We start from the raw sequence: 26089 nt of genomic DNA on the forward strand, positions 1-26089 counted from the left end.
TGCCCGGAGCACCGGGATCCCCGGTGGCGCCGGTTCTCCTCAGCCGCGTGCGACCCAGGAGAGTGCCACCAGTGCCGGCTGACCGAACAACCGGACGAAGCGTTTACGGTCGGTGTCGAGTCCGAAGGCGTCGATCTTGTTGCGGTACTGGTGGATGTTGCCCGGGAACACCGCGATGAAGAACGCCGCGGCGGCCGCACCCACCGCCCGTCGGCGGTCGGGGAGCCCGATGAGGGCGAGCCCCAGGCCGATCTCGGCAACGCCGGACGCCAGTACGGTGGCGTCCGGCGACAGCGGGACGAAGTCGGGCACCTGGGCCTGGAACTCCTTGCGCTGGAACGTCATGTGTCCGATCCCGGCGGTGGTCAGGATGCCGCCGAGGACGAGGCGCGCAAGCCGCCCGGGTCGGGACTGGGTGTCGGTCGTACGGGCAAATGCTGTCGTGGCCATGGGTGTCCTCACTGTCGGAGAAGCCGGACGCTCGAGTGTGCTCGATCGCTCAGTCGTCGGCGAGGGTCAGGGTGACGTCGATGTTGCCGCGGGTCGCGTTCGAGTAGGGACAGACCTCGTGCGCCTTCTCGACCAGCGACTTTGCCGTGGCGTCGTCGACGGCCGGCAAGGTGACCTCGAGTTCGACCGCGAGGCCGAATCCGCCGGTGTCGGTCGAACCGAGCGACACCCTCGCTCCGACAGCCGAATCGGTGACGTCGGCGCCGGACTGTCCGGCCACGAGTCGCAGTGCGCTGTGGAAGCAGGCCGCATAGCCGGCCGCGAACAGCTGCTCGGGGTTGGTGCCCACGCCGGAGCCGCCGAGTTCCTTCGGCATGTCCAGGTCCAGATCGATCTTCCCGTCGGACGTCCGTGCATGGCCGTTGCGACCGTCGCCCGTTGCCAGGGCCTCTGCGGTGTAGATCGCCTTCATGATCGGCTTCCTTTCGATGGGGTGGATGCGTCGAGATGTCGACGCAGCTCGTCGGTGAGGTCGTGCAGGGTGGTTCGCAACGCGATGAGTGCCGCGGGGTCGAACGAGGCGTGATCGTCGGAGTCTGCCTCGGAGGCGGGCGTATCCCGCTCCTCGGCGACGGCGGCGGCATCGGCGATCGCGGCGGTCAACGACTCGTAGACACAGTCCGCCCGTCCACCCAGGGCCACGCCCTCAGGTGTCAACGCGACCGTGACCGAACGTTCGTCGGTGTCGGATCGCACTCGGGTGAGATACCCGAGTGCCTCGAGCCGCCGCAGCAGTGGCGACACCGTTCCTGAGTCTAGATGAAGCCGACGGCACAGCCGGCCGACAGTGATCTCGTCCTCTTCCCAGAGGACGAGCATCGCGAGGTACTGCGGATAGGTGAGACCGAGGTCCTGCAGACCTGGCCGCTGCGCCGCGATCACCGCACGGGAGGCGGTGTACAGGGCGAAGCAGAGCTGGTCGTCGAGTCGAACGGAGGTCACGGAGTCCACCATAGCGCACAAAGGTTGTGCACAACATTGTTGTGGGGCATTCAATTTTCGCCGTCTCGTCAACCATGGTTGACCAGACGGTCGTCGGTGGGCACCCTGGTCACATGAGAACCGGATTCGACGACGACGGCGGGACGCCGATCGAAGAGTTGACACGAGTCGCGGCGAGGCGGCGCGACCTCGCCCGCGACGAAGAAGTGGCCGTGCGACGAGCGCGACACGCAGGCCTGTCCTGGGCGGAGATCGGGACGTTGCTCGGAGTGTCCAAGCAGGCAATGCACAAGAAGTATCGGAAGGTCGGATGACGGCCCGACCGCCCCTGTCCGACGAGGCGTTCATCGACGCCCTGGGGGTCGACCTCCGCGCTGCCGGATACACGACGGACGGTGTGGCCACACTGCTGGGCGAGGACGCCAACGAGGCACTCGGACGCGGCGTGTGGTGGCCTGCCATGCACTCGACGAGGGCGGCGGACACCGATCGAACCGCACTGGCCACCATCGTCCGGTTGTTCCTCCTTGGCTCCGATGAGCCGGATTCTTCCGTCGCGCAGGCATTTCCGACGACAGGCCGGGACGCTCTGGCGGCACACGGGGTGCTCGACTCGATCGACGGACGCCTCCGTGCGGCCCTCGACATCCGACCGCACGCCGACGACGCGGGCGAGTACCTGGTCGTGTCCGATCAGGACGCCGCGATGCGATCCGGCCCCGTCGACCGCGAACACGTGCTCGGGATCGGGGGAGCGTCGGTGTCGTTGGCGCGCGCCGTCATCCGGTCACCGGTCCGGCGGGCTCTCGACATCGGCACCGGTTGCGGTATCCAGGCCCTGCACCTCGATGCGCACTGTGACGAGATCGTCGCCACCGACACCAACCCGCGGGCGTTGTCGTTGGCCGCGGCGACCGCGCGCTTGAACGGCATGCGCTGGGATCTGCGCGCGGGCAGTCTGTTCGAACCGGTGGCCGGGGAGCGTTTCGACCTCATCGTGTCGAATCCGCCGTTCGTCGTCGGTGCGGGCGCGCAGGACTACATCTACCGCGACTCCGGGATGGTCGGCGACAGCCTGTGCGCTGAGCTGATCCGCGAGCTGCCGGATCATCTGGAACCGGGTGGTACCGCCCAGATCTTGGCGAACTGGATCGTCCCGAGGGAGACCGACTGGCGTGATCGTGTTCGCGGGTGGCTGGCGGACACCGGTCTCGATGCCTGGGTGGTGCAACGCGAGCTCGCCGATCCCATCAGCTACATCTCGCTGTGGTTGTCGGATGCCGGTGAGTCGACCGATGCCGCGGCCGTCCGGGGGGCGCAGTGGCTCGACTGGTTCGCCGAGCAGGGGATCGCCGGGATCGGCATGGGTCTGATCACGTTGCGTCGCAGGGATGTAGGGGATGAGCGACGGGCGCCTGATCAGGTGATCGAGGAGATCGTCGGTGCCGGGGAGGAGGTCACCGGTCCCGAGGCGCAGGCGTTCCTCGCGCGTCGGCACTATCTCCGGACACGTTCGGACGACGATCTTCTCGGTGTCCGGATGGCAACGGCTCCGGTGTTCCTCGAGGAGCAGTCGCTGCCGGGCGAGGACGGGTGGCAACAGGTGGCGGCGACGGTGCGTCGCCCCGGTGGTCCGGGTGCGGTCCTCGGAGTGGACGAGGTGTCGCGGGCGCTGCTCGCAGGATGTCGCGGACACGTTCCGCTCGGCGCGCTGATCGAGTTGCTCGCCGGCTTCCACGGCGTGGACCCCGACGCGCTCGCGCAGGCGGCGCTGCCCGTCGTGCGCGAGGCCATCGGACGCGGAATCCTGTTCGAGGCGAGCTGAATCGGGCGGGTGGTCTCGATACGCGTCGGGCTCGCTGCGCTCGCTCGTGGCTACTCGACCAGCGGGTTGGGGGTCGGGGGTGTCGTGCTTGCTCGTCGCTACTCGACCAGCGGGGTGGTGGTCGCGGTGCGGCGGCCGAAGGTGGCGTGGAGTGCCGACTGCAGATCGTGTTCGAGGTCGTCGGGATCCTCGAGGCCGACGGAGAAACGGAGATGACCGTAACGTCGGAAGTCCTCGGGGTAGGCGGCCACCCGCGGACCGTCGGTACCGACGTGCACGATCAGCGACTCGTCGTGTCCGAGGGAGACGGCGGAGGTGATCAGGCGCAGGTTCGAGACGAACCGGTTCTGGTCGGCCGGTGTGCCACGTACGGCGAACGCCATCATCCCGCCGAATCCACGTCCACCGAATTGTCGTGTGGCGAGGTCATGTTGGGGATGTGTGGGCAGGCCCGGGTATGCGACGAAGGCGATCCGGTCGTCGTCGGTGAGCATCTCGGCGAGGCGCTGCGCCGCCGACTGATGCGCCGCCAGACGCAAGGGGAGTGTGATCGCGCCGCGCGAGATGAGCCATGCATTGAACGGCGAGATCACTCCGCCGACGTCCACCATCGCTTCGGCGCGGATGGGTTCGATGAGCTCACGCCGGCCGATGACGGCTCCGCCCATCGCGTCGCCGTGACCGTTGATGTATTTGGTCAGTGAATGCGCGACGAGGTCGGCGCCGTCGGTCAGGGGCCGATACAGAGGAGGTGGCGTGAAGGTCGAGTCCACCACCAGCAACGCGCCACCGTCGTGCGCGATGTCGGCCAACTCGGCGATGTCGGCGACCTTCGTGGTCGGGTTGGCGACGGCCTCGGTGACGACGAGCCGGGTCGTCGGCCGGAGCGCCTCCCGCACCGCGTCGTGGTCGGTGACGTCGACGAAAGTCGCTTCGATGCCGTACTTGCGGGGGAGCAGCGAGGACCAGAGTTTGTAGGTGGCCTCGTAGGTGGTGTCGGACACGACGACATGGTCACCGGCGGACACGTGGGTGAAGAAGATTGCATGGAGCGCGGAGACACCGGAGGCGAGTGCCACCGCCTCCTCGCCGCGGTCGAGCGCGGCGAGCTTGTCCTGCAGGGCGATCTGGTTGGCCCCCGAGTTGCGCGAGTAGAAGAGGCGTTCGGTGCCCGACCAGTCCATCGCCGACGGATCGTCGGGCAGGTGATACGAGTTGGCCATCGTGATCGGTGTCCGGATGGCCCCGGACTCGGACGTCGAGTTGCCTGCGTGCACGCAGAGGGTGCGGTCACCGACCGTTCGCGGATCGATCGGATCGGAACTGGCGGTCATGGCACTCCCACGGTCGTGATGTCGGGTGAGCGGGTCCTGGGCGGATCGATCGGTTCCTCGACCCGCCGGTGGTCCGCGGCGATGTGTTGGGCAGCGACGTGCTGGGCGGTGATGAGCGGGAGCCGGTGGAGTTTGTCGACGCCGTAGGCCGCGCGGAACTCCGACCACGCCCAACACAGACCGAACACCACGCCGACGACACAGGCGTTGGTCATCGACCCCCAGGGCCGATGCGCGATGTGGATGGGCACGATCACCAGCGCGAGTGCTTGCAGGACATAGGAGTCCAGACTCCGGGTGCCGGTCATGACCAGCGGTCGCAACCAGTCCTTGTGCCACCACCGCAGCAGAGCGCGGAAGATTCCGTAGACAGCCGGGATCGCCACCCAGGCGCCGATCGCCCGGGCGGGCCGGAAGTCGAGTTTGTCCGCGACGGCGGATTCGATGTGGGTCCATGGTCCGGTGTCGACTGTGAAGTGCAGGAACAGTGCGACGCCGATCGCCACGGCGACGATCGCCGGCAGAGTGCGGTCGATGCGCTCGGCGACGTTCCAGTCCCGCCACTTCCACCCGATCACCACTGCGGGCACGAACATGATCTGCCAGGCCGCCCAGTTCTGAATGCGTGGACCGGCCATGTAGGCGGTCAGATAGACCCAATCCGGGGACCACACCAACGAGATCACATAGAGCGCGAGCGACGCCGCGAGGACCGCCGCCCACCAGCCGCGCATCAACACGGGGAACAGAAGGTACGCCGACGCCATCAACACCATGTAGAGCAACAGGATGTTGCCGCCGCTGGGTAGGTAGCGCATCGTGAACGCGAGTTCGAGACCTTGCGACCAGCCGTCGATCGGGAGCAGCAGGGTCAGCCAACGATGGCCCTCGACGGCGGCGGCGACCGCGACGAGGGCGATGGTGAGCTGGCAGACATAGAGGACGACCAGCCGGCGGGTCAGTCGCCGATAGGCGTAGCCGAGCGAGTGCCGCTCGATCCAGCGGCGGTACACAAGGCCCAGCACCAGACCCGACAACAGCACGAACGCCGACATGCCGTCGACGTAGGGATAGGCGTGGGTGGGCGATGCGATGAGGGTGCCATCGGCGAAATGCAGCGAGATCATGCTCCAGATCGCGAGTCCCCGCGTCGCGTCGATGGCGAGATCTCGGTTCATCGCATGTCACCCTACCCAGCGGTCAGGATGCGAGCCGAACAGCCGCGCGCACACCGGGCGACACGTCTCCGCCCGGCACCTCGACGGATCGTGGTGCCGGGCGGAGTTGCGGTGGCTCAGGTGTAGAGATCTGCGATGGCGCGGTTGTGCGCGTCGTGGATGACGTTGCGCTTCAACTTCAACGTCGGGGTCAGTTCGCCGGACTCGATGGTGAAGTCGGTGTCGAGCACGGCGAACTTCTTGATCGCCTCCGCGTTGGACACCTTGGTGTTCGCCTCCTTCACGGCGGCGTCGATCTCTGCGTTGAGGTCGGCGTTGCCGGCCAGATCGGCGAGCGACGTGTCGGCGGGCAGACCATGACGGTCGAGCCAACCCGGCACCGCCTCGACGTCGAGGGTGATGAGGGCCGCGATGAACGGCTTGTTGTCGCCGACGACGAGGCACTGGCTCACCATGGGATGTGCCCGGATGGTGTCCTCGAGCTGCGCCGGGGACACGTTCTTCCCGCCGGCGGTGACGATGAGCTCCTTCTTGCGGCCGGTGATGAAGAGGTAGCCGTCGTCGAGGCGACCGATGTCGCCGGTGTGGAACCAGCCGTCGACGATCGCCTCACCGGTGGCCTTCTCGTTCTTCCAGTAGCCGCCGAACACCACGGGCCCCTGCAGCAGGACCTCACCGTCGTCGGCGATGGCGACCGTGACGCCCGGCACCGGGCGGCCGACCGAACCGACCTTCTGATGATCCTCGTTGTTGGCGGTCACCGCCGCGGTGGTCTCCGACAGGCCGTAACCCTCGTAGACCGGGATGCCGACGCCGCGGAAGAAGTGACCCAGCCGGGCACCCAGCGGAGCACCGCCGGAGATGGCGCCCTCGCACTGTCCGCCGAGCGCCGCACGGAGCTTGCCGTAGACCAGCCGGTCGAACAGCGCGTGCTTGAGCTTCAGGCCGAGTCCCGCACCGCCGGTCTCGAGGGCCTTGCTGTACTCGATCGCGGTGTCGGCGGCGCGATCGAAGATGCTGCCCTTGCCGCCGTCGTAGGCCTTCTGCTTGGCGGAGTTGTAGACCTTCTCGAACACCCGGGGCACCGACAGCACGTAGTTCGGCTTGAAGGTCCCGAGATCCTCGATGAGGTTGGGGATGTCGTTGGTGTGGCCGAGGATCACGCCGTTCTCCACGCACCCGACGGCGACGACACGAGCGAACACGTGCGCGAGCGGCAGGAAGAGCAAGGTGGACTTGCCCTCCACCAGACCTGCACCGACGGCATCGCGCGTCGCGGCGCATTCGGCCAGGAAGTTGGCGTGGGTGAGCACGACACCCTTGGGCCGTCCGGTGGTCCCCGAGGTGTAGATCAGCGTTGCCGCATCCGAGGACAGCGCGTTCGCGTGCCTGGTGTCGAGTTCATCGTCGGCGATCTCGGCGCCGCGCTTGGTGATCGTCGCGAGCGCCTGCTCGTCGATGATCAGCGTCTCGCGCAGATCGGGCGCCTCCTCGATGACTCCGAGGTGCTTGGTGTGATGTGCGTTCTGCTCCACGAACAGGAGTGCGGTTCCGGAGTCCTCGAGGATCCACTTGACCTGATCGGGTGCCGACGTCTCGTAGATCGCGACCGTCGTCGCCCCTGCGCGCCAGATCGCGTAGTCGAGGACCGTCCACTCGTAGCGGGTCGACGACAGGATCGCAACGCGCTCACCGGGTTTCACGCCGGAGGCGATCAGGCCCTTGGCCACGGCGTCGACCTCGTCGACGAACTGCTTGGCGGTCACGTTGATCCACTGGTTGCCCGAACGCCTCCGGAACAACGGCATCGTCGGTCGTTCGGCCCGATACCGGAGGATGCTGTCGACGGTCGTTGCCTTGTCCTCGATGGACAGATCGGACGGAGTGGAATACTGCTCCATAGCGGCCTCCCCTAGCGCGCAAATACGGTCATAACGGACACGGGCGAGCCCGCGTGTGCTCCGTCTCATCTCTGTTAAGTGTCACTGACAGTACCAGCGTTCGTGTCGTCGATCACAGGTCGGTGATCCTCCCGTGACCGGGCACGATCGAGGTCGCGGGTCACCACGAGGTCACGGCCGTCGCCGACGATTGTCCAGAGCGCCCTTCGGCCGATTAGAGTTGGCGTGATGAATGGGACTGCGCATGACAGATCCGGGCATGACTGACCCGGCCGACGGACAGGCCGGCTCCGACGGCGGCCACATCGACTCGTTCGACGACCTCGACATCGCCCCTCGGGTACGTCAGGCCATCGCCGATGTCGGATACGAGTCCCCGTCGCCGATCCAGGCCGCGACGATCCCGCCTCTGATGGCCGGTCGCGACGTCGTCGGTCTGGCGCAGACCGGCACCGGCAAGACCGCTGCTTTCGCGGTGCCGATCCTGTCCCGGATCGATCCGACGGCGCGCCATCCGCAGGCTCTCGTCCTCGCACCCACCCGTGAACTCGCGTTGCAGGTGGCCGAGGCCTTCGGTCGCTACTCGTCCCACATGCCCGAGGTCCGGGTGCTGCCGATCTACGGCGGTCAGAGTTACGGCGTGCAGCTCGCCGGCCTCCGCCGCGGCGCCCAGGTCATCGTAGGTACGCCCGGTCGCGTCATCGACCACCTGGACAAGGGGACACTCGACATCTCGCAACTGGATCATCTGGTCCTCGACGAGGCCGACGAGATGCTCACGATGGGTTTCGCGGAGGACGTCGAGCGCATCCTCGCCGAGACCCCGGACAGCAAGCAGGTCGCGCTGTTCTCGGCGACCATGCCCAGCGCGATCCGACGACTCGCACAGCGCTACCTGCACGACCCGCAGGAGATCACCGTCAAGGCCAAGACGGCGACCGCGCAGAACATCACCCAGCGCTATCTGCAGGTGTCACACCAGCGCAAACTCGATGCACTCACTCGGTTCCTCGAGGTCGAGACGTTCGACGCGATGATCGTGTTCGTGCGGACGAAGTCGGCGACCGAGGAACTCGCGGAGAAGCTGCGGTCGCGTGGATTCTCTGCGGTCGCGATCAACGGCGACATGGCGCAGGCGCAGCGCGAGCGAACCATCAATCAGCTCAAGAACGGGCAGATCGACATCCTGGTGGCGACCGACGTCGCGGCCCGCGGACTCGACGTCGACCGGATCTCGCATGTCGTCAACTACGACATCCCGCACGACACCGAGAGCTACGTGCACCGCATCGGACGTACCGGCCGCGCCGGACGGTCGGGCAATGCGCTGCTGTTCGTGTCGCCGCGTGAGCGCCATCTGCTGCGCGCGATCGAGCGGGCGACGCGCTCGACCCTGACCGAGATCGGGCTGCCCAGCGTCGAGGACGTGAATGCACAGCGCGTGGCGCGTTTCGCGGACTCGATCACCGAGAACCTCGGCTCCGATCATCTCGACACGTTCCGTCAGCTCGTCGAGAACTACGCCCGCGACAAGGATGTCGCGATGGCCGACATCGCCGCCGCGCTGGCGCTCGAGACCCGCGACGGCGGCTTCCTGATGGCCCCCGATCCGCCCGAGGGTGAGCGGGGTGAGCGTCGGGAGCGCAGCCCGCGTCGTTCGTCCGGCGGTCAGTTCGCCACCTACCGGATCGCGGTGGGCCGCAAGCACAAGGTGTCGCCCGGGGCGATCGTCGGTGCGATCGCGAACGAGGGCGGCCTCACTCGCGGGGATTTCGGCAACATCAGCATCCGCGACGACTTCTCCTTGGTGGAGTTGCCCGAGAACCTCGACAACGAGACGCTGTCCTCCTTGCGGCACACGAAGATCGGCCGGAACCCGATCGACATCAAGAAGGACCACGGCCCGCCACGGACGCGTGGCGGTGCCAAGCGTGGCGGCGGCCACGGTCGCGACGGGTACGGCAAGCGTTCCGACAGCTGGGGCAAGCGGTCGAATCCGCGTGTCGCCGGCCGCGGACGCGGCTGAGCCCCTCGCCGGGACGATCGCCGAGTCGGCCGTCGCGGACCGGGCCGTTTCTGGGAGGGCCATGTGAGGTTGGGGAGACCGTGGTGCAAAACTTGCCGGTTCGAGATATTTCCGTAACCTTTGGTGTGGGGGAACGAGAGAGTTCATGGACGACGGGTGGCCGTCGCCGACCCCGCTGACCACGATGAGGCCGTGTGTCAGAACAGATTCGGACGAGAACAACAGGAATGGTGAGTCACCAGTGTCAGTGGTGAATTCGATTACAGCAGCCGACGCGAAGACCCATTGCGAGCACGATCACGCGGTGATCGTCGATGCACGCCCACAGGTGATGCGTCACCAGGGCTCTCTGCCCGGGGCCGTGGTGGTGGAGCCGACCGATGTGCGCGAGCGTTTCACGCCGACACCGTCGGGGACGTTTCCCGTGGTTCGTGATCCGGACACCGAGATCGCCGTCGTGTCGGTCAGCTCACAGGCGCCCGCCATCGCCGAACAGATCGCCGGACTCGGTTACACCAATGTGCACTACGTCGACGGCGGCTACCGCGCGATGAGCACCCAGTACCGCACCTGAACCGCGCGACGGATTCGGTTGGTAGCGTTTTTCACGTATCCACGCCAGTGAATCCTGCCGACGACGCCGGGGGACGGCGCACGGAGGAGGGATCGAGTGGGCATGGCCGACGGGAGTGACACGCAGCGGAGCGACCAGGTCATCCGACTACTCGGTTACCTTCACGAGTTGGTCCGCTCCCGTTCGGAGATCGTCAACGACGTCGATCGCCACCCCGGGGTGGTCTGGATCGGACGATCCACCGAGGTCGGTGTCCGCGCGTCGGCCGGTGCCGGGCAGCCCGTCATCGAACTCGACGCAGACGACGACGGACACGCGTCGGTGGCGCAACTCGTCGACGAGTTGCACGACAGTCCCGAAACGCTCGAGCTGGTTGTGGCCAACGCCCTGGTCACGGTCCGCGACGCCGACGACGACGGTGAGATCCGTATCCGCGATCACCTCGTCACCCAGCAGGTGATCGCGGACCGCGACGACGAGACCGGCAGTATCCGGATCTCACTCGGCACCGGATCGGTGCCGATGGTCCACGACACCTATCTCCTCGCGCCGATCGAGGGCATCGACCTCTCGGACGCGATGAAGGCGCGCGTTCGTATCACCGACCTCGCCAACCCGCTCGGAGGCAGGTTCCCCGAGCTGATGGACTCCTGGCGTCAGCAGATCTCCGTCGACGCGGACTCGATCAGTCTGTCCGTCGACAACCGGCCGGCGCTTGTCCTGCGTCGCCGGGGTGTCACCGCCGCGCTGGCGTTCTACGACGCGATCCTGACCGAACTGCGGGCGCATCCCGATGACCTCCCGATCGGCCTCGCACAGCTCGTCGCACCGATCGAGGCGCCCGAGCGTCTGGCCGCGCTGGCCCGGGCGGATGTGATGGCCCCTGACGACCTGGTCCGTGACGCGCTCTACCCACTGCCCGCCAACGTCGAACAGCGTGATGTGTTGGCGCAACTCGGCGTCGACAGCGGAGTCGTCGTCGAGGGCCCACCGGGGACCGGCAAGACCCACACGATCGCCAATCTCACCGCCGCGCTGCTCGCCAAGGGGCAGCGCGTCCTGGTGACCAGCGAGAAGGCCCACGCCCTGACCGTCATCCGCGACATGTTGCCCCCGGAACTGCGTGAGCTGGCGGTGTCCATCGCCGACGTCGGGCGCGACGACGCCGACGCGACGGTCTCCGGCGTCGAGGCGATCGCCGAGAGGAAGGCGGGCCATCAGCCGCGCGTCGTCGAGGCGGAGATCGCCGATCTGCTCGACAAGCGAGAGCAGGCGACCTGGAAGCGCGAGCGGGTGCTGCGCGAGCTCTGGAGCGCACGGGAGTCGGAGACCGAGGCCCACGAGTGGGTGGCCGGCGACTATCGCGGGACGGCAGCCGAGGTGGTGCGCCAGTGTGCCGCCGACGCACCCCGCCACGATTGGCTGCCGGGGCCGCTCGAGGGCGTGGCACCGCCGCTGGACGCCGATGAGTTCGTCCGGCTCCTCGATCTGCTGCGCACCACCGCCGATCCCCGCTCACGCCTGGGCCAACGTTTGCCCGATCTCGCCGATCATCTGCCCGACACCGCCACGCTGGAGAGCATCTGCCAACGAATCGCGCAGCGCCCCACCGAGCCCATGGTCGGCAGCGGCTCCTTGCTGTCGATCCTCGCCGGCGTGGACAGCGCCCGTCTCGTGCGCATCAAGGAGGTCTGTGAACGTCTGGCCGTCGCGTCGGGTGAGGTCGCGGGATTCCCGGTGACCGTGGTCGACATGGCCGACCGGCTCCTGGACGGCCAGGCGCAGCATCTGTGGTCGCGGGTGATCGGCCTGTCGCCGATCATCGCCGAGGCGGCCGAGCGGGATCGGACGATCGGTGCGCACGTCGTCACCGCCGACGGTGCCGCACCGGGGGACAGCGAGGTCTTCACCGCGGCGGCCGATCATCTGGCCGCCGGCGGGCGCTGGCGGGGACGACTGCTGCGCTCACCCGAGCAACGCGCGGTCGAGGACTCCGGCGTCGCGGCGACGGTCGACGGGCGGGCGCCGATCGACGAACGATCGCTGCGGCTGGTGGCCGATCACCTGGCGGTCATCGAGGCGGTCGGTCAGGTGCAGCGGGTTCTTGCCGATCTGCATGTCCCGGTGGACAACTCGGGTTCTCGGTCGACACAGCTGAACACCCTCGTCCGACTGGACAACCAGCTCGCTTGGATCTCCGAACTCTTGTCCGGGCGTGATCAGCTGGTCCGTGAACTCGAGGCCATCAGTCCCGGTGGGCCGCGACCCCGCAGCGTGGACGAGGTGTCGGCGGTGGCCTACCAGGCAGGTGAGATCGCATCGACGAACGATGCGGTGATCGCCGAGCACGAGCTCGCGGCGTGTTCGTACCGCCTGTCGGCCGAGGTCGAGCAGGGACCGTCGCCGGAAGGTGATGCCCTCGTCGCCGCCCTGGCGAACGCGGATGCGGTAGCGATCGCGTCCGCCCGGCGCCGCTGGAACTCCGCACGCGACGAATTGCAGGCGCAGACCGCGCTGGATCTGCTGTCGCTGCGTCTCCGCGGCAAGGCGCCGGAGTTCTATGCGCTGCTCACCGAGACGGCCGACGACCCCGCGTGGGATGTCCGGGTGCGGGACGTCGCCGACGCGTGGGCGTGGCGTCGGGCACAGACCTGGGCGGAGGACCGGAGCGATCCCACGCTGGAGACGCGTCTGCAGGCCGAACTCGACGAGTACGAGGCGGACATCGCACAGTTCACGGCCCGGTTGACCGCGGCGCGGGCGTGGCGGGCGTGCCTGGGCCGCATGAGTGTCGCGCAGGTGCAGGCACTGCAGTCCTATCGGGACCACATGATCAACCTGGGCAAGGGCTCGGGAAAGCACGCCCACCGTTTCCGCGCCGCGGCCCGTGCCGCGATGGAGCAGGCGCAGAGTGCGGTCCCGGCGTGGATCATGTCGATCAGTCAGGTGGCCGAGACCGTCGACCCGCGGCGCGATGCATTCGACGTGGTGATCGTCGACGAGGCGAGCCAGGCCGACATCACCAGTTCGTTCCTGCTCTGGCTCGCGCCGCGGGTGATCGTCGTCGGCGACGACCGGCAGTGCGCTCCCAGCGGGCTGTCGGGCACCACACTCGACGACGCCTTCGCCAAACTCGACTCCTACCTGCCGGATCTCCCGAACTACCTGCGCGACGGCCTGACCCCGCGATCGAGCCTCTTCTCGTTGTTGCGCAGCAGGTTCGGGCATCTGATCCGTTTGCGCGAGCACTTCCGGTCGATGCCCGAGATCATCGAGTTCTCCTCTCGCCAGTTCTATTCGGGTGCGCCGCTCATCCCGGTACGTCAGTTCGGCGCCGACCGGTTGCCCCCACTGCGTTCGACGTCGGTCGACGAGGGCGTCGCGAGCGGGCAGGGTGCCGCGGTGGTGAACGAGATCGAGGCGGCGCGGATCGTCGAGACGGTGACCGACTGCCTGTCTGATCCGGCCTACGACGGACTGGATTTCGGCATCATCGCGCTGCAGGGGACTCGGCAGGTCGACGAGATCACCCGCCGGCTGCGGGCGGTGGTCGGCGACGACGTGTGGCGGACACGCCGTATCCGCGTGGGTACCCCGCCGGATTTCCAGGGCGACGAGCGTCACGTGATCCTGCTGTCGATGGTGGTCTCGGATCCATCGGCGATCGCCCCGTTGACGCGTGCGGAGTCGCAGCGACGGATGAACGTGGCGGCGTCGCGGGCCATGGATCAACTGTGGCTGTTCCATTCGATCGACCTCGATCGGCTCAAGCCGAACGATCTGCGGTATTCACTCGTCGGCTACGTCGAGTCGAACCAGGGGCCCACGATCGCGCCCATGCCTACCGATGTCTCCGATCATCAACGCCGACAGCCGTTCTCGAGTCTGTTCGAACAACGCGTGTTCAACCGGCTGGCGCAGCGGGGTTATCACGTCGTGCCGTCGGTGACCGTCAACAACCGGGTGATCGACCTCGTCGTGACCGGTTCGGACGCACGGATGGCCGTCGAGTGTGACGGTGAGTCGTTCCGGACCACCGGCGAGCAGGCGCGCTCGGACATGGAACGCGAACGCGAACTGCGTCGGTGTGGCTGGGAGTTCTGGCGCGTCCGGGAATCGGAGTTCGAACTCGATCCGGAACAGGCCCTCGACGGGCTGTGGGAGGCGCTCGACCGGCGCGGGGTGAAGCCCGGGTCGGTGGCACAGGTCTCGTCCTCGGACACGACTGGTCCGCGGTGGGAACCGATCGATCTGAGCGCGGGGGAGTAGACGCTAGCCGGACCGGACCGCGTCGAGGAGTGCTGGGAGACCCGCCGCGGCGGTGGTACGTAGGGAATGCGTCGCCAGCGGAGTCAAGGCGGATGGCTCCGGATTGAACTCGATGACCGGGGTACCTGCGGCCCGGGCGCGCTCGGGCAGCGATGCCGCCGGGTGCACGACACCGCTGGTGCCCACCACGATCACCACGTCACAGGCGCGAAAGGCATTGTCCGCGCGTGTCATCGCGTCCTCAGGCAGGTGTTCGCCGAACCACACCACCCCCGGCCGGACCGCCGACAGGCAGACCGGGCACGACGGCGGTTCCACCCGGACCTGATGCAGCGCGCGGTCGGGGTCGGCATCGGTTCCGTGATACGGCCGTCCGCAGTTGCTGCAGCGGGGCGCGAAGAGACTCCCGTGCAGATGGCTGACGACGTCGCTGCCGGCACGCTCATGGAGGTCGTCGACGTTCTGGGTGACGACCATGACCGTCCGGTCGCGACCGAGGTCGGCGATCGCACGGTGACCCGCGTTCGGCTGGGCCTCGCGCACCAGCCGTGCTCGCCACTGATACCAGGCCCAGACGAGGTCGGGGTCCTCGCGCCACGCCTCGGGGGTCGCCAGCTGTGCGGGATCGAATCGTTCCCAAAGCCCGGTCTCCGCGTCCCGGAATGTGGCGATCCCGCTCTCCGCGGACATCCCGGCGCCGGTGAACACGGTGACCCACTCGGCGTCCCGGACCAGCTCGACCGCCGCCGCCGGCACGTCGACGTGCGCGGCGACCTCGGTCTCGTCTCCGGCGGTCATCGATCGTCCGCGGTGTGGTCGCCTGCAGGGTCGTCGGTGGTGCGTGACGCCTGCGCGAGGGCGGCGCGAAGGCTCTCCGCGGTCTCGTCGGGATCGGGATCGCGCCGGACGACCAGGCCCTTCGCGAAGCTCAGTTTGTCTCCGTCGTGGCGCGGGACCACGTGGAGGTGCGTGTGGAACACGGTCTGGAACGCTGCTCTGCCATCGTTGATCACGAGGTTCACCCCGTCGGCGGCGATGGCGCCCGCCTTCATCGCAGCCGCCACGCGCTGGCCTGCAGACACGAGGCTGCCGCCGAGATGAGGGGCCAGATCGGCCAGGCCGGAGGAGTGCTGACGGGGCACGAGCAGGGTGTGCCCGCGGGTGACCGGGCGGATGTCCAGGAAGCCGATCACGTCGTCGTCGCGGTAGATCGTCCGCGAGGGCGCGATCCCCTCGACGATGTCGCAGAACACGCACGATGTCATGCCGCCACACCTTACTTTTCCCGGAGGTCGGACGTGGCGTGGTGGCGCGCCACGAGCGCCCCACCAGGAGTGCACCATGTCACATAACGATTTCATAACGGTCGAAAACACCTGCTCCGAACCCCGATCGAGCGCTCGGACACCGCCCGTCAACTGGGGGTATGGCGCGCGTTCGCGGTGGGCACTCGGTGAACACCTGTGTTACCCGCGGGGTTACCGATGGGTATACCGACTAGTCACAACAGAACATGAGGAAAGCCTCATTTTCATGTGCCATCATGGGTTCACGTTCACGCCGACGATGACTCACGGCAGAGTCTCGCGAGTCGCCGAAACCGTTGTGCGGCAGGCGTGTTCAAGCAGTGTGCCAAAGAGCGCCGCACTGGGACCGCGAACACCCGACGACCGATCGCACTTGTGTGTGGCGTGCCTCCTGCCCGCACCACGACGCCAGCCCACCCCGACCCGCGACACGACGAGCCCCTCCCGACGTGTCGAGACCAGAGGAGAAACCGTGACCGTCGACCACCACCGCTCAGGAGCACAGGGCGCCGCTCGCGCGGAACGTCCCACCACCACACTGATCGACCGTCTCGCCGACGGTGAGCCGTACGCCATCAGCTTCGGCGGTCAGGGATCGCCGTGGCTGCCCACCCTGGCCGAGCTGGTCGTCGACGCCGACCTCGAGCACCGGATCGCCAAGATCGTCGAGGCGGCCGAGCGGATCATCGATCCCGTCGCCGACCGCATCACCATCGCCGTCGCCGACGGCTTCCACCCCCTCGCCTGGGTGCGTGCCCTCGACGCCGAGGAATCGGTCCCCAGCGACACCGAGCTCGCCGACTTCACGCTCTCCGGACCGGGTGTCCTGCTGACCCAGCTCGCGGCCATCGAGGCGCTGAAGAAGCAGGGCCTGGACACCACGGCGATCGCGCCGACCGCCGTCATCGGTCACTCCCAGGGATCGATCGCCACCCATGCCATCGGCGCCGAGGGGCACGTCGCCGAGTCCGGTCAGGGTCTGCTGCTGGCGATCGCACATCTCATCGGTGCCGCCGGCACCGTCATCGCACGTCGTCGCGGACTCTCCACCACGGGCGACGGCACTCCCATGCTGGCCGTCAGCGGTGCCGCCCCGGCACGCATCGCCGAGATCCTCGCCGAGTACCGCGACGGACTCAGCTCGTCGGATCTGGCCACAGCGCCGGTCATCTCGATCACCAACGGGCGGCGCTCGGTCGCGCTGTCCGGCGCCCCGCGTCATCTGGCCGCCTTCGCCGCACTTTGCGAGCGGATCGCCGACGCCGAGGCCGACGACCGCAAGCGCAAGGTCACCGGCGGGGCGCCGTTCGCTCCGAAGTTCGATCACCTCGACGTGAGCGTGGCCTTCCACCATCCGGCCATGGCCGAGGCCGTCGAGCTCGTCGCGCAGTGGGCCGACGAGTGCGCGATCGACCGCGAGACCGCGGTCGCCCACGCGCGTGCCATCCTCGTCGACACCGTGGACTGGGTCGCGACCGTCGACGGTGTCGTCGACTCGGGTGCCCGGTGGATCCTCGACTTCGGTCCGGGTGACCTCGCCACGCGTCTGACCTCCTCGCTCGTCCGCGGTCAGGGCGTCGGCCTGGTGTCCGCGGCCCTGCGCGTCGGGCAGCGGAACCTGTTCAGCCCGGGGGGCATCCCGGAGGTCGCGCGCCCGTGGACGCAGTTCGCGCCGCAGCTCGTCGAACTCCCGGACGGCCGTCGCGTCGTCGACACCGCCTTCACCCGCCTGACCGGTCGTTCGCCGATGCTGCTGGCCGGCATGACCCCGACCACGGTCGACCCGGCCATCGTCGCCGCGGCCGCCAACGCCGGGCACTGGGCCGAACTCGCCGGCGGCGGGCAGGTCACCGAACAGATCTTCGCCGACAACGTCGACAAGCTCACCGAACTCCTCGACGACGGCCGGCAGGCCCAGTTCAACGCACTGTTCCTCGACCCCTACCTGTGGAAGCTGCAGCTGGGCGGCAAGCGACTCGTGCAGAAGGCGCGTGCACAGGGTGCCCCGATCGACGGTGTCGTCGTCTCCGCCGGTATCCCCGAGCTCGAGGACGCGGTGGCTCTCGTCGACGAGTTCGTCGAGGCCGGTCTGCGTTTCGTCGCCTTCAAGCCGGGCACCGTCGAGCAGATCCGCGCCGTCGTGCGGATCGCCGCGGAGGTCCCGCACCACCCGGTCATCGTGCAGATCGAGGGCGGGCGCGCCGGCGGCCACCACTCGTGGGAGGACCTCGACGATCTGCTGATCGCGACCTACGGCGAGCTGCGGGCGCGCAACAACGTCGTCATCTGCGTGGGTGGCGGCATCGGTACCCCCGAGCGCGCCAGCGACTACCTCACCGGCGCGTGGTCGGCCGCCTACGGCTATCCGTCGATGCCGCTCGACGGCATCCTCGTCGGCACGGCCGCCATGGCCGCCAAGGAGGCGACGACGGCTCCCGAGGTCAAGCAGCTGCTCGTCGACACCGTCGGTTGCGACGACTGGATCGGTGCCGGACACGCCACCGCCGGAATGGCTTCCGGACGCAGTCAGCTCGGCGCCGACATCCACGAGATCGACAACACCGCCTCACGGTGTGGCCGGATCCTCGACGAGGTCGCAGGTGACGGTGATGCGGTCGCCGATCGCCGCGACGAGATCATCGCCGCCATGGCCGACACCGCCAAGCCCTACTTCGGCGATGTGGCGAGCATGACCTACCGCGCCTGGCTCGACCGTTACGCCACGCTCGCCGTGGGCGATGGACGGTCCGATCAGCTGCCGTGGGCCGACATCACCTGGCAGCAGCGTTTCGTGGACATGCTGCAGCGCACCGAGGCCCGGATGAGCCCGGTCGACTCCGGTCCCATCCCGACGATGTTCGGCGAGATGGGCAGCACCGACGACCCGCACTCGGCGATCGATGCCCTCGGCAGCGTGTACCCCGAGATCGAGACGGACGTGCTGCACCCCGCCGACGTCGCGTTCTTCCTCGAGCTGTGCCGTACGCCGGGCAAGCCGGTCAACTTCGTGCCGATCATCGACAAGGACGTCCGGCGCTGGTGGCGCAGTGACTCGCTGTGGCAGGCCCACGACGCGCGGTATCCGGCCGACGCCGTCTGCGTGATCCCCGGACCGGTCGCGGTCGCGGGAATCACCCGCGTCGACGAGCCGGTCGGCGAACTCCTCGACCGGTTCGAGGCCCGAGTCGTCAGTGATCTCGAGGGGGCCGGCACCGAGTCGGTCGCCGTCGACACCCGCAAGCGTGCCGGTCTGGTCGCCGGTGACGGCGCCATCGTCGCCGTCCTCGAGGCCGACGACGTCGATTGGGTCGGCCGGATGGTCCCCAATCCGATTGCACTGCTCGGTGATCGCGATCGCTGGGAACTCGTCGACCAGAACCGCGCCGAGCACGAGCCGACCGGGTCCGTGGTGGAGCGTGTCGCCGACGACCGCTTCGATCTGATCTCACCGATCTCCGGTGCGTCGGTGCGTATCCCGCTGCACGTGGACGCCACCCTGCTCGACGGTGGCAACCCCCGCGTCGGGATCGACGAGGCCGCCCAGGCCATGCGCGAGATCCTCACGGTGGCTGCCGGTGGCGGACTCGCCGAGGTCACCGACGGTGCCTCGACCACCACCGTGTCGTGGGATCCGGACGGTGTCGCCGATCACGCCGCCGTCACCGGCTACACCATGCCGGCCCATCTGCGTCCGACGACGCCCACCGAGCCGTTCGGTTTCGCCGTGCCCGACACACTTGTCGGCGCCTCGTGGCCGAGCGTGTTCAGCGTGATCGGTGCCGCCCGCACCGACTCCGGCGCCCCCGTCGTCGAAGGTCTCCTGGACCTCGTCCACCTCGACCACGCGGTCGAGCTGGTCGGCGAGATCCCTTCCGTCGCCACCGAACTGACGGTCACGGCCCGTACCGGGGCCGTCCACGACACCGAGGTCGGACGTGTCGTCGAGGTGCGCGTCGAGCTCGCCGGCCCCGAGGGCGCCATCGCGACGATGCAGGAACGCTTCGCCATCCGCGGACGTCTGGGTGCCGAGCAACTGTCCGATCCGGCACGCGCCGGCGGCGCGGCGACCGGCGAGCAGTCGGCGACCCGCAAACTGATCCGGTCGGCCACCGTCACCGCACCGAGCCGGATGAACGGCTTCGCCGCGGTCTCGGGAGATCGCAACCCGATCCACACCGACACCACCGCGGCGCGGCTGGCCGGTCTCGGCGACCCGATCGTGCACGGCATGTGGCTGTCGGCCGCCGCACAGCAGGTCGTCACCGCGACCGACAGCAAGAACCCTGTCCCGTCGGCGCGCCCGCTGATCGGCTGGACCGCGCGGTACCTCGGCATGGTCCGCACCGGCGACGCCGTCACGATCCGCGTCGACCGCGTCGGACTCGACGCCGGACGTGAGGTCGTCGAGGTCTCCGCCAAGGTCGGCGACGACCTGGTCATGAGCGCGACCGGACTGCTGGCCGCCCCGCGGACCGTCTACGCCTTCCCGGGGCAGGGCATCCAGAGCAAGGGAATGGGTCTCGACGCCCGCTCCCGCTCGAAGGCCGCCCGTGAGATCTGGGACCGTGCCGACAAGCACACCCGTGCCGCACTGGGCTTCTCGATCCTCGCCGTCGTCCGCGACAACCCGACGACGCTCGTCGCCAACGGCACCACCTACAACCACCCGGACGGCGTGCTGTACCTGACGCAGTTCACCCAGGTCGCGATGGCGACGCTGGGTGTCGCTCAGATCGCCGAGCTCAAGGAGTCGGGTGGCTTCGTCGAGGGCGCGATCACCTGTGGCCACTCCGTCGGTGAGTACAACGCGCTGGCGGCCTGCGCCGGCGTCCTCCCGCTGGAGGCAGTGCTCGAGGTCGTCTTCCAGCGCGGCGAGGCGATGCATCACCTCGTCCCTCGAGACGAGCTGGGCCGCAGCGACTATCGCATGGCAGCCATCCGCCCGAGCCAGTTCGGGCTGGCCGACGGTGACGTCACGGAGTTCGTCGCCGAGGTCGGTGCCTCCGTCGGCGAGTTCCTCGAGGTCGTCAACCTGAACCTGCTCGGCTCGCAGTACGCGATCGCCGGTACGGTCCGGGGCCTCGAGCATCTCGAGGACGAGATCGAACGCCGCCGTACCGAGTTCGGCGGGAAGCGATCATTCATCCTGGTCCCGGGGATCGACGTGCCTTTCCACTCGACGGTCCTGCGCGCCGGCGTCCCCGAGTTCCGCGCCAAGCTGGGTGAACTCCTGCCTGAGCACATCGACCCGGCGATCCTGGTCGGTCACTACATCCCCAACCTGGTGCCCCGCCTGTTCACCCTCGAGAAGTCCTTCGTCGAGGAGATCGCGGCGCTGGTTCCGTCCGACCCGCTGAACGAGGTTCTCGCGGACTGGGATTCGTGGGAGGTCAACCCGAGCGGACTGGTCCGCGTGGTGCTCATCGAGCTCCTCGCCTGGCAGTTCGCCAGCCCGGTCCGCTGGATCGAGACCCAGGAACTGCTGTTCGCCGGACCCGAGCGTGACGGCCTGGGTGTGCAGCGATTCGTCGAGATCGGTCTGAAGGGTGCCCCCACCCTCGCCGGCCTCGCGTCGAACACCCTCAAGCTCGACGACTACGCCTCGGCGACCACCGAGGTCGCCAACGTGGAACGGGATTCGGATCTCATCCTGGCGAAGGACTCCGGTCCGGAGCCCGAGGACGAAGCCGACGACACACCGGCTCCCGCCGCGGAGACGGCGGATTCGGCTGCCGCCCCGGCAGCTCCGGCTGCCCCGGCCGCGGCGCCCGCACCGGCCCCGGCAGCCGGTGGCCCGCGACCGGACGACATCTCGTTCGGTCCGGCGGATGCGGTCAAGTCCGTCATCGCGCTGTGGACGAAGATGCGCACCGATCAGATCGGTTCCGCCGACACCATCGAGGCGCTGTGCGACGGCGTCTCGTCGCGCCGGAACCAGTTGCTGCTGGACATCGGTGGCGAACTCGGTCTGGGCGCGATCGACGGTGCGGCCGAAGCCGACATGAACGCGCTCTCCTCGACGGTCGAGACACTCGCCCGCGGCTACCGGCCGCTCGGCCCGGTGCTCACCGACGCCGTCGGCGACCAGGTCCGCAAGGTGCTCGGTCCGGTCGGCAAGCGCCAGTCCTACATCACCGATCGCGTCTCGAACGTCTGGCAGCTGGGGACCGGATGGGGCCTGCACACCACCGTGGCGGTCGCGCTGGGTACTCGTGACGGTGCCAGCGTCCGCGGCGAGGACCTGGGGAATCTGCTCGACGGCCCCCTGGCCAACGCCGACGCGCTCGACGCCCTGATCGATCGCGCTGTCACCACGGTCGGTGCCGCCCGGGGCATCTCGGTCGCGAAGCCGGCCGCCGAGGGGGGCGGTGGAGCGACGGTGGACGCCGCCGCGCTCGGTGAGTTCACCGAACAGATCACCGGTCGTTCCGGTGCGCTGGCCTCGGCTGCCTACACCGTGCTGGAGAAACTCGGCCTGGCCGACACCGCCGAGGTCGCCGAGGTCGCCGAGGATCCGAACGTGGTCATCGCGGAACGGGTCAGCGCCGAACTCGGTTCGGACTGGGCGCGCACCGTCGCGCCGGCCTTCGACTCGGCCAAGGTCGTCCTCGTCGACGACCGCTGGGCGACCAGCCGGGAGGACCTCGTCCGCATCTGGCTCACCGACGAGCACGACGTCGACGACGACTTCGAGCGCGTGGTCAGCCGGTTCGACGGCGCGGGCCACACCGTCGCGCAGCACGCGACATGGTGGCAGGGCAAGGCCCTCGCGTCCGGGAACGCCGTTCATGCACGGGTTTTCGCGGGCATCGCGCATGCCGCGGAGCAGCCCGGAGCGGGGCAGTGGTCCGACGAGATCGCGGTCGTCACCGGTGCGGGCAAGGGGTCGATCGCCTCGGGCGTGATCGCCGGTCTGCTGGCCGGTGGTGCGACCGTCGTCGCGACGACCTCACGTCTGGACTCCGCCAAACTGGCGTTCTACAAGAAGCTGTATCGGGAGAACGCACGATTCGATGCGGCGCTCTGGGTGGCACCGGCCAACATGGCGTCCTACACCGACGTCGACGATCTGGTCGAGTGGATCGGCGCGGAGCAGACCGAGAATCTCGGTGGAACGACGTCGGTGATCAAGCCGGCCATGAAGCCGACCCTGCTGTTCCCGTTCGCCGCACCCCGTGTCGCCGGTGACCTCACCGACGCCGGCGGCCGTGCCGAACTCGAGATGAAGGTCCTGCTCTGGTCGGTCGAGCGGATGATCGCCGGTCTGGGCGAACTGCATGCCGACCACGACATCGCCGCCCGCGTCCACGTGGTGCTGCCCGGTTCCCCGAACCGCGGCATGTTCGGCGGCGACGGCGCATACGGCGAGAGCAAGGCCTCGCTCGATGCACTCGTGACCCGCTGGGCCGCTGAGGATTCGTGGAATCAGAAGACGACCATCGCGCACGCGCTGATCGGTTGGGTGCGTGGCACCGGACTGATGGGCCACAACGACGGCATGGTCGACGCCGTCGAGGCGGCCGGTGTCCGGACCTGGAGCACCGAGGAGATGGCCGCCAACCTGCTCGGCCTGTGCACACCGGATCACCGTGCGCATGCCCGCAGCGAGGCGATCGTCGCCGACTTCACCGGCGGTCTCGATCCGTCGATCGATCTCAAGGCGCTCGCCGGAGCCGCGGCTGACGCCGCGTCGTCGGAGGCCGAGGACGCCGAGGAGTCGGCGCCGACCGTGGCCGCACTGCCCGCGCCCGCGCGTGCGGCGACCGGGATGACCCCGCAGTGGCCGTCCATCGACGCCCGACCCGAGGACCTCGTCGTCATCGTCGGCGCCGGTGAGCTCGGACCGTACGGCTCGTCGCGGACCCGCCTCGAGATGGAGGTGCACGAGAAACTGTCGGCCGCAGGTGTCGTCGAGCTCGCGTGGAACACCGGTCTGATCCACTGGGACACCGCACCCAAGCCGGGGTGGTACGACACCGAGTCGGGAGATCCGGTGCCGGAGAGCGAGATCGCCGAGCGGTATCACGATGAGGTCGTGTCGCGATGCGGTATTCGTCGCTACGCCGACGAGGGTGCGATGATCGACAACACGTCGCCGCTGCTCACCTCGGTGTTCCTCGACGATGACCTCACCTTCACGGTGAGCTCCGAGGCCGAGGCGCGGGCCTTCGCATCGGCGAACCCGGAGAAGACCCGGGTCGCGGAGAACGCGGAGACCGGCGACTGGCAGGTCACCCGCCTGGCCGGCACGGAGATCCGTGTGCCGCGGCAATTCTCGCTGTCACGCACCGTCGGCGGCCAGATCCCGACCGGGTTCGACCCGACCCGCTGGGGCGTCACGCCCGACATGGCCGAGTCGATCGACCGTGTCGCGCTGTGGAACCTGGTGGCGACCGTCGATGCGTTCCTGTCGTCGGGCTTCACCCCGTCCGAGCTCATGCGGTGGGTGCATCCCGGTCTGGTGGCCAACACTCAGGGCACCGGTATGGGCGGCATGACGTCGATGCGCGAGCTGTACATCAACACGCTGCTCGGTGAGTCCAAGGCGAACGACATCCTGCAGGAGGCGCTGCCGAACATCGTTGCGGCCCATGTCGTGCAGTCCTACGTCGGCAGCTACGGCGCGATGATCCACCCGGTGGCGGCGTGCGCCACGGCGGCCGTCTCGGTCGAGGAGGGTGTGGACAAGATCCGCCTCGGCAAGGCGCTGTTCGCGGTGGCCGGCGGCTTCGACGATCTCGGCATCGAGGGCATCGTCGGATTCGGCGACATGTCCGCGACCGCGGAGTCGGCGAAGATGTCGGCCCGCGGGATCGACGAGCGCCGGTTCTCGCGCGCCAACGACCGTCGTCGCGGCGGGTTCGTCGAATCCGCCGGCGGTGGGACGATCCTGCTCGCCCGCGGTGACGTCGCGGCGCAGATGGGTCTGCCCGTGCTCGGTGTGGTGGCCTGGGCGCAGAGCTTCGGTGACGGTGTCCACACGTCGATCCCGGCTCCCGGGCTGGGCGCGCTGGGCGCGGCACGCGGCAACGACGCCTCGCCGCTGGCACTCTCGCTCAGTGCACTCGGTGTCAGCGCCGACGATGTGGCGGTGATCTCGAAGCACGACACCTCCACGCGTGCCAACGATCCCAACGAGTCCGAACTGCACGAGCGGATCGCCTCGGCGATCGGCCGCGGAGACGGCGCACCGCTGTTCGTGGTGTCGCAGAAGTCGCTGACCGGTCACGCCAAGGGTGGTGCCGCCGCGTTCCAGCTGATCGGCCTGTGCCAGTTGCTGCGCGACGGGGTCATCCCGCCGAACCGCAGCCTGGACTGCGTCGACGAGCAGATGCGCGACTACCCGCACCTGGTGTGGCCGCGGGAGACGCTCGACCTCGGCGAGCGGTTCCCGCTCAAGGCCGGCATGCTGACCAGCCTCGGTTTCGGGCATGTGTCCGGGCTCATCGCGGTCGTGCATCCGGAGGCCTTCGTGGCGACACTCGACGCGGAGCAGGCCGCCGAGTACCGGCGGATGTCGGCGGAGCGCTCACGCAAGGGCAATCATCGTCTCCTGGAGGCGATGTGCGGTGTCGAGCCGGCCTACCAGCGGCCGCCGAACCGTCGCTTCGACGCGGCGGCCGACGAGCACGACGCCGAGGCCGAGCTGTTGCTCGATCCGTCGGTGCGTCTCGCCGAGGCCGGCAGTTACGGGCGCTCCGGCGGGTCGGAGTGAGCCCGGAGTCGGCCGGGTCGATGAGCGTCCTCGGTGTGGGGATCGATATCGTGTCGATCCCGGAGTTCGGCGAGCAGCTCAAACAGCCGGGCACGACGTTCGGCGACCGGTTCACGGTCCGCGAGCGTCGTGACGCGGCGGCGGGCACCGGCGACGAGGCCCGTCACCTCGCGGCGCGCTGGGCGGCGAAGGAGGCCGTCGTGAAAGCGTGGTCGGTCAGCCGGTTCTCGCGATCGCCCCTGCTGCCGCTGATCCGCCACAGCGACATCGAGGTCGTCACCGACAACTGGGGCCGTCCGGCGATCCGCCTCGGCGGCGAGATCGGCGAACTGCTCACCGACACCCGGGTGCATGTGTCCCTGACGCACGACGGCGACACCGCGGCTGCGGTCGCGATCCTCGAAGGGGTCTGACGCCGGACCCGATCGACGAGAAACAGGGCACGGTCGGCGAATCGACATCGCCGATCGTGTCCTGTTTCTCGCCGACTGTGCCCGGTTCTGTCGGC

At 68.5% G+C, this 26089-nt stretch carries 15 protein-coding genes; 7 read left to right on the forward strand and 8 right to left on the reverse strand.

Annotated features, from left to right (window positions below; translation table 11 throughout):
• Positions 1–39: 39 nt before the first annotated feature.
• From QSJ19_RS03265 to QSJ19_RS03275, 3 genes are read right to left on the reverse strand one after another with little or no spacing between them, the layout of a single operon-like run.
• Complete coding sequence (locus tag QSJ19_RS03265; RefSeq protein ID WP_286318280.1) at positions 40–450, reverse strand: DoxX family protein; 411 nt, start codon at positions 448–450, stop codon at positions 40–42.
• A 49-nt stretch (positions 451–499) separates the two neighbouring features.
• Positions 500–922, reverse strand: a complete 423-nt coding sequence (locus tag QSJ19_RS03270) for an organic hydroperoxide resistance protein (RefSeq protein ID WP_286318281.1) — start codon at positions 920–922, stop codon at positions 500–502.
• Entirely contained in the window at positions 919–1452 is a 534-nt protein-coding gene (locus tag QSJ19_RS03275; RefSeq protein ID WP_286318282.1) for a MarR family winged helix-turn-helix transcriptional regulator, read from the reverse strand. Before QSJ19_RS03275 ends, QSJ19_RS03270 begins: the two co-directional genes overlap by 4 nt.
• 113 nt (positions 1453–1565) lie before the next feature.
• Between QSJ19_RS03275 and QSJ19_RS03280 the strand changes: the two genes are divergently transcribed.
• A complete protein-coding gene (locus QSJ19_RS03280; RefSeq protein WP_286318283.1) occupies positions 1566–1766 on the forward strand; it encodes a hypothetical protein in 201 nt (66 codons plus the stop codon).
• Positions 1763–3277, forward strand: a complete 1515-nt coding sequence (locus QSJ19_RS03285; protein WP_286318284.1) for a DUF7782 domain-containing protein — start codon at positions 1763–1765, stop codon at positions 3275–3277. The genes QSJ19_RS03280 and QSJ19_RS03285 overlap by 4 nt, the downstream gene beginning before the upstream one ends.
• A gap of 98 nt (positions 3278–3375) precedes the next feature.
• Here QSJ19_RS03285 and QSJ19_RS03290 read toward each other — a convergent pair whose 3' ends face one another.
• The 3 genes from QSJ19_RS03290 to QSJ19_RS03300 form a co-directional block, all read right to left on the reverse strand.
• Positions 3376–4611: a trans-sulfuration enzyme family protein gene (locus tag QSJ19_RS03290; RefSeq protein ID WP_286318285.1), complete on the reverse strand. Its 1236-nt coding sequence runs from the start codon at positions 4609–4611 to the stop codon at positions 3376–3378.
• Positions 4608–5789, reverse strand: coding sequence for an OpgC domain-containing protein (gene opgC / locus QSJ19_RS03295; protein ID WP_286318286.1), 1182 nt, complete (start codon positions 5787–5789; stop codon positions 4608–4610). The genes QSJ19_RS03290 and opgC overlap by 4 nt, the downstream gene beginning before the upstream one ends.
• 116 nt (positions 5790–5905) lie before the next feature.
• The gene (locus QSJ19_RS03300; protein ID WP_286318287.1) at positions 5906–7690 is read right to left on the reverse strand and encodes an AMP-dependent synthetase/ligase; all 1785 of its coding nucleotides are present in this window, start codon (positions 7688–7690) and stop codon (positions 5906–5908) included.
• A 259-nt stretch (positions 7691–7949) separates the two neighbouring features.
• Here QSJ19_RS03300 and QSJ19_RS03305 point away from each other — a divergent pair, with 259 nt between their 5' ends.
• The 3 genes from QSJ19_RS03305 to QSJ19_RS03315 all read left to right on the forward strand — a co-directional run bounded on the left by QSJ19_RS03305 (position 7950) and on the right by QSJ19_RS03315 (position 14559).
• Positions 7950–9716 (forward strand): DEAD/DEAH box helicase, encoded by a 1767-nt coding sequence (locus QSJ19_RS03305; protein WP_286318288.1) that lies wholly within the window; start codon positions 7950–7952, stop codon positions 9714–9716.
• 241 nt (positions 9717–9957) lie between these two features.
• Entirely contained in the window at positions 9958–10290 is a 333-nt protein-coding gene (locus QSJ19_RS03310) for a rhodanese-like domain-containing protein (RefSeq protein WP_286318289.1), read from the forward strand.
• 102 nt (positions 10291–10392) lie between these two features.
• Positions 10393–14559, forward strand: a complete 4167-nt coding sequence (locus QSJ19_RS03315; RefSeq protein ID WP_286318290.1) for a PDDEXK-like endonuclease domain-containing protein — start codon at positions 10393–10395, stop codon at positions 14557–14559.
• Between the two features lie 3 nt (positions 14560–14562).
• Here QSJ19_RS03315 and QSJ19_RS03320 read toward each other — a convergent pair whose 3' ends face one another.
• Together QSJ19_RS03320 and QSJ19_RS03325 are read right to left on the reverse strand one after the other, a co-directional pair.
• Positions 14563–15357 (reverse strand): SIR2 family NAD-dependent protein deacylase, encoded by a 795-nt coding sequence (locus QSJ19_RS03320; protein WP_286318291.1) that lies wholly within the window; start codon positions 15355–15357, stop codon positions 14563–14565.
• A complete protein-coding gene (locus QSJ19_RS03325; RefSeq protein WP_286318292.1) occupies positions 15354–15824 on the reverse strand; it encodes an HIT family protein in 471 nt (156 codons plus the stop codon). Before QSJ19_RS03325 ends, QSJ19_RS03320 begins: the two co-directional genes overlap by 4 nt.
• Before the next feature lie 514 nt (positions 15825–16338).
• On the opposite strand from QSJ19_RS03325, the gene QSJ19_RS03330 reads away from it, so the two are divergent.
• Positions 16339–25581 carry a type I polyketide synthase gene (locus QSJ19_RS03330; RefSeq protein WP_286318293.1) on the forward strand — a complete coding sequence of 3081 codons (9243 nt, stop codon included), beginning with the start codon at positions 16339–16341 and terminating at the stop codon, positions 25579–25581.
• Between the two features lie 20 nt (positions 25582–25601).
• The gene (gene acpS, locus QSJ19_RS03335) at positions 25602–25994 is read left to right on the forward strand and encodes a holo-ACP synthase AcpS (protein WP_187583886.1); all 393 of its coding nucleotides are present in this window, start codon (positions 25602–25604) and stop codon (positions 25992–25994) included.
• Positions 25995–26089 lie beyond the last annotated feature (95 nt).

Source organism: Gordonia sp. ABSL11-1, assembly GCF_030315685.1.
Classification (GTDB): Bacteria; Actinomycetota; Actinomycetes; order Mycobacteriales; family Mycobacteriaceae; genus Gordonia.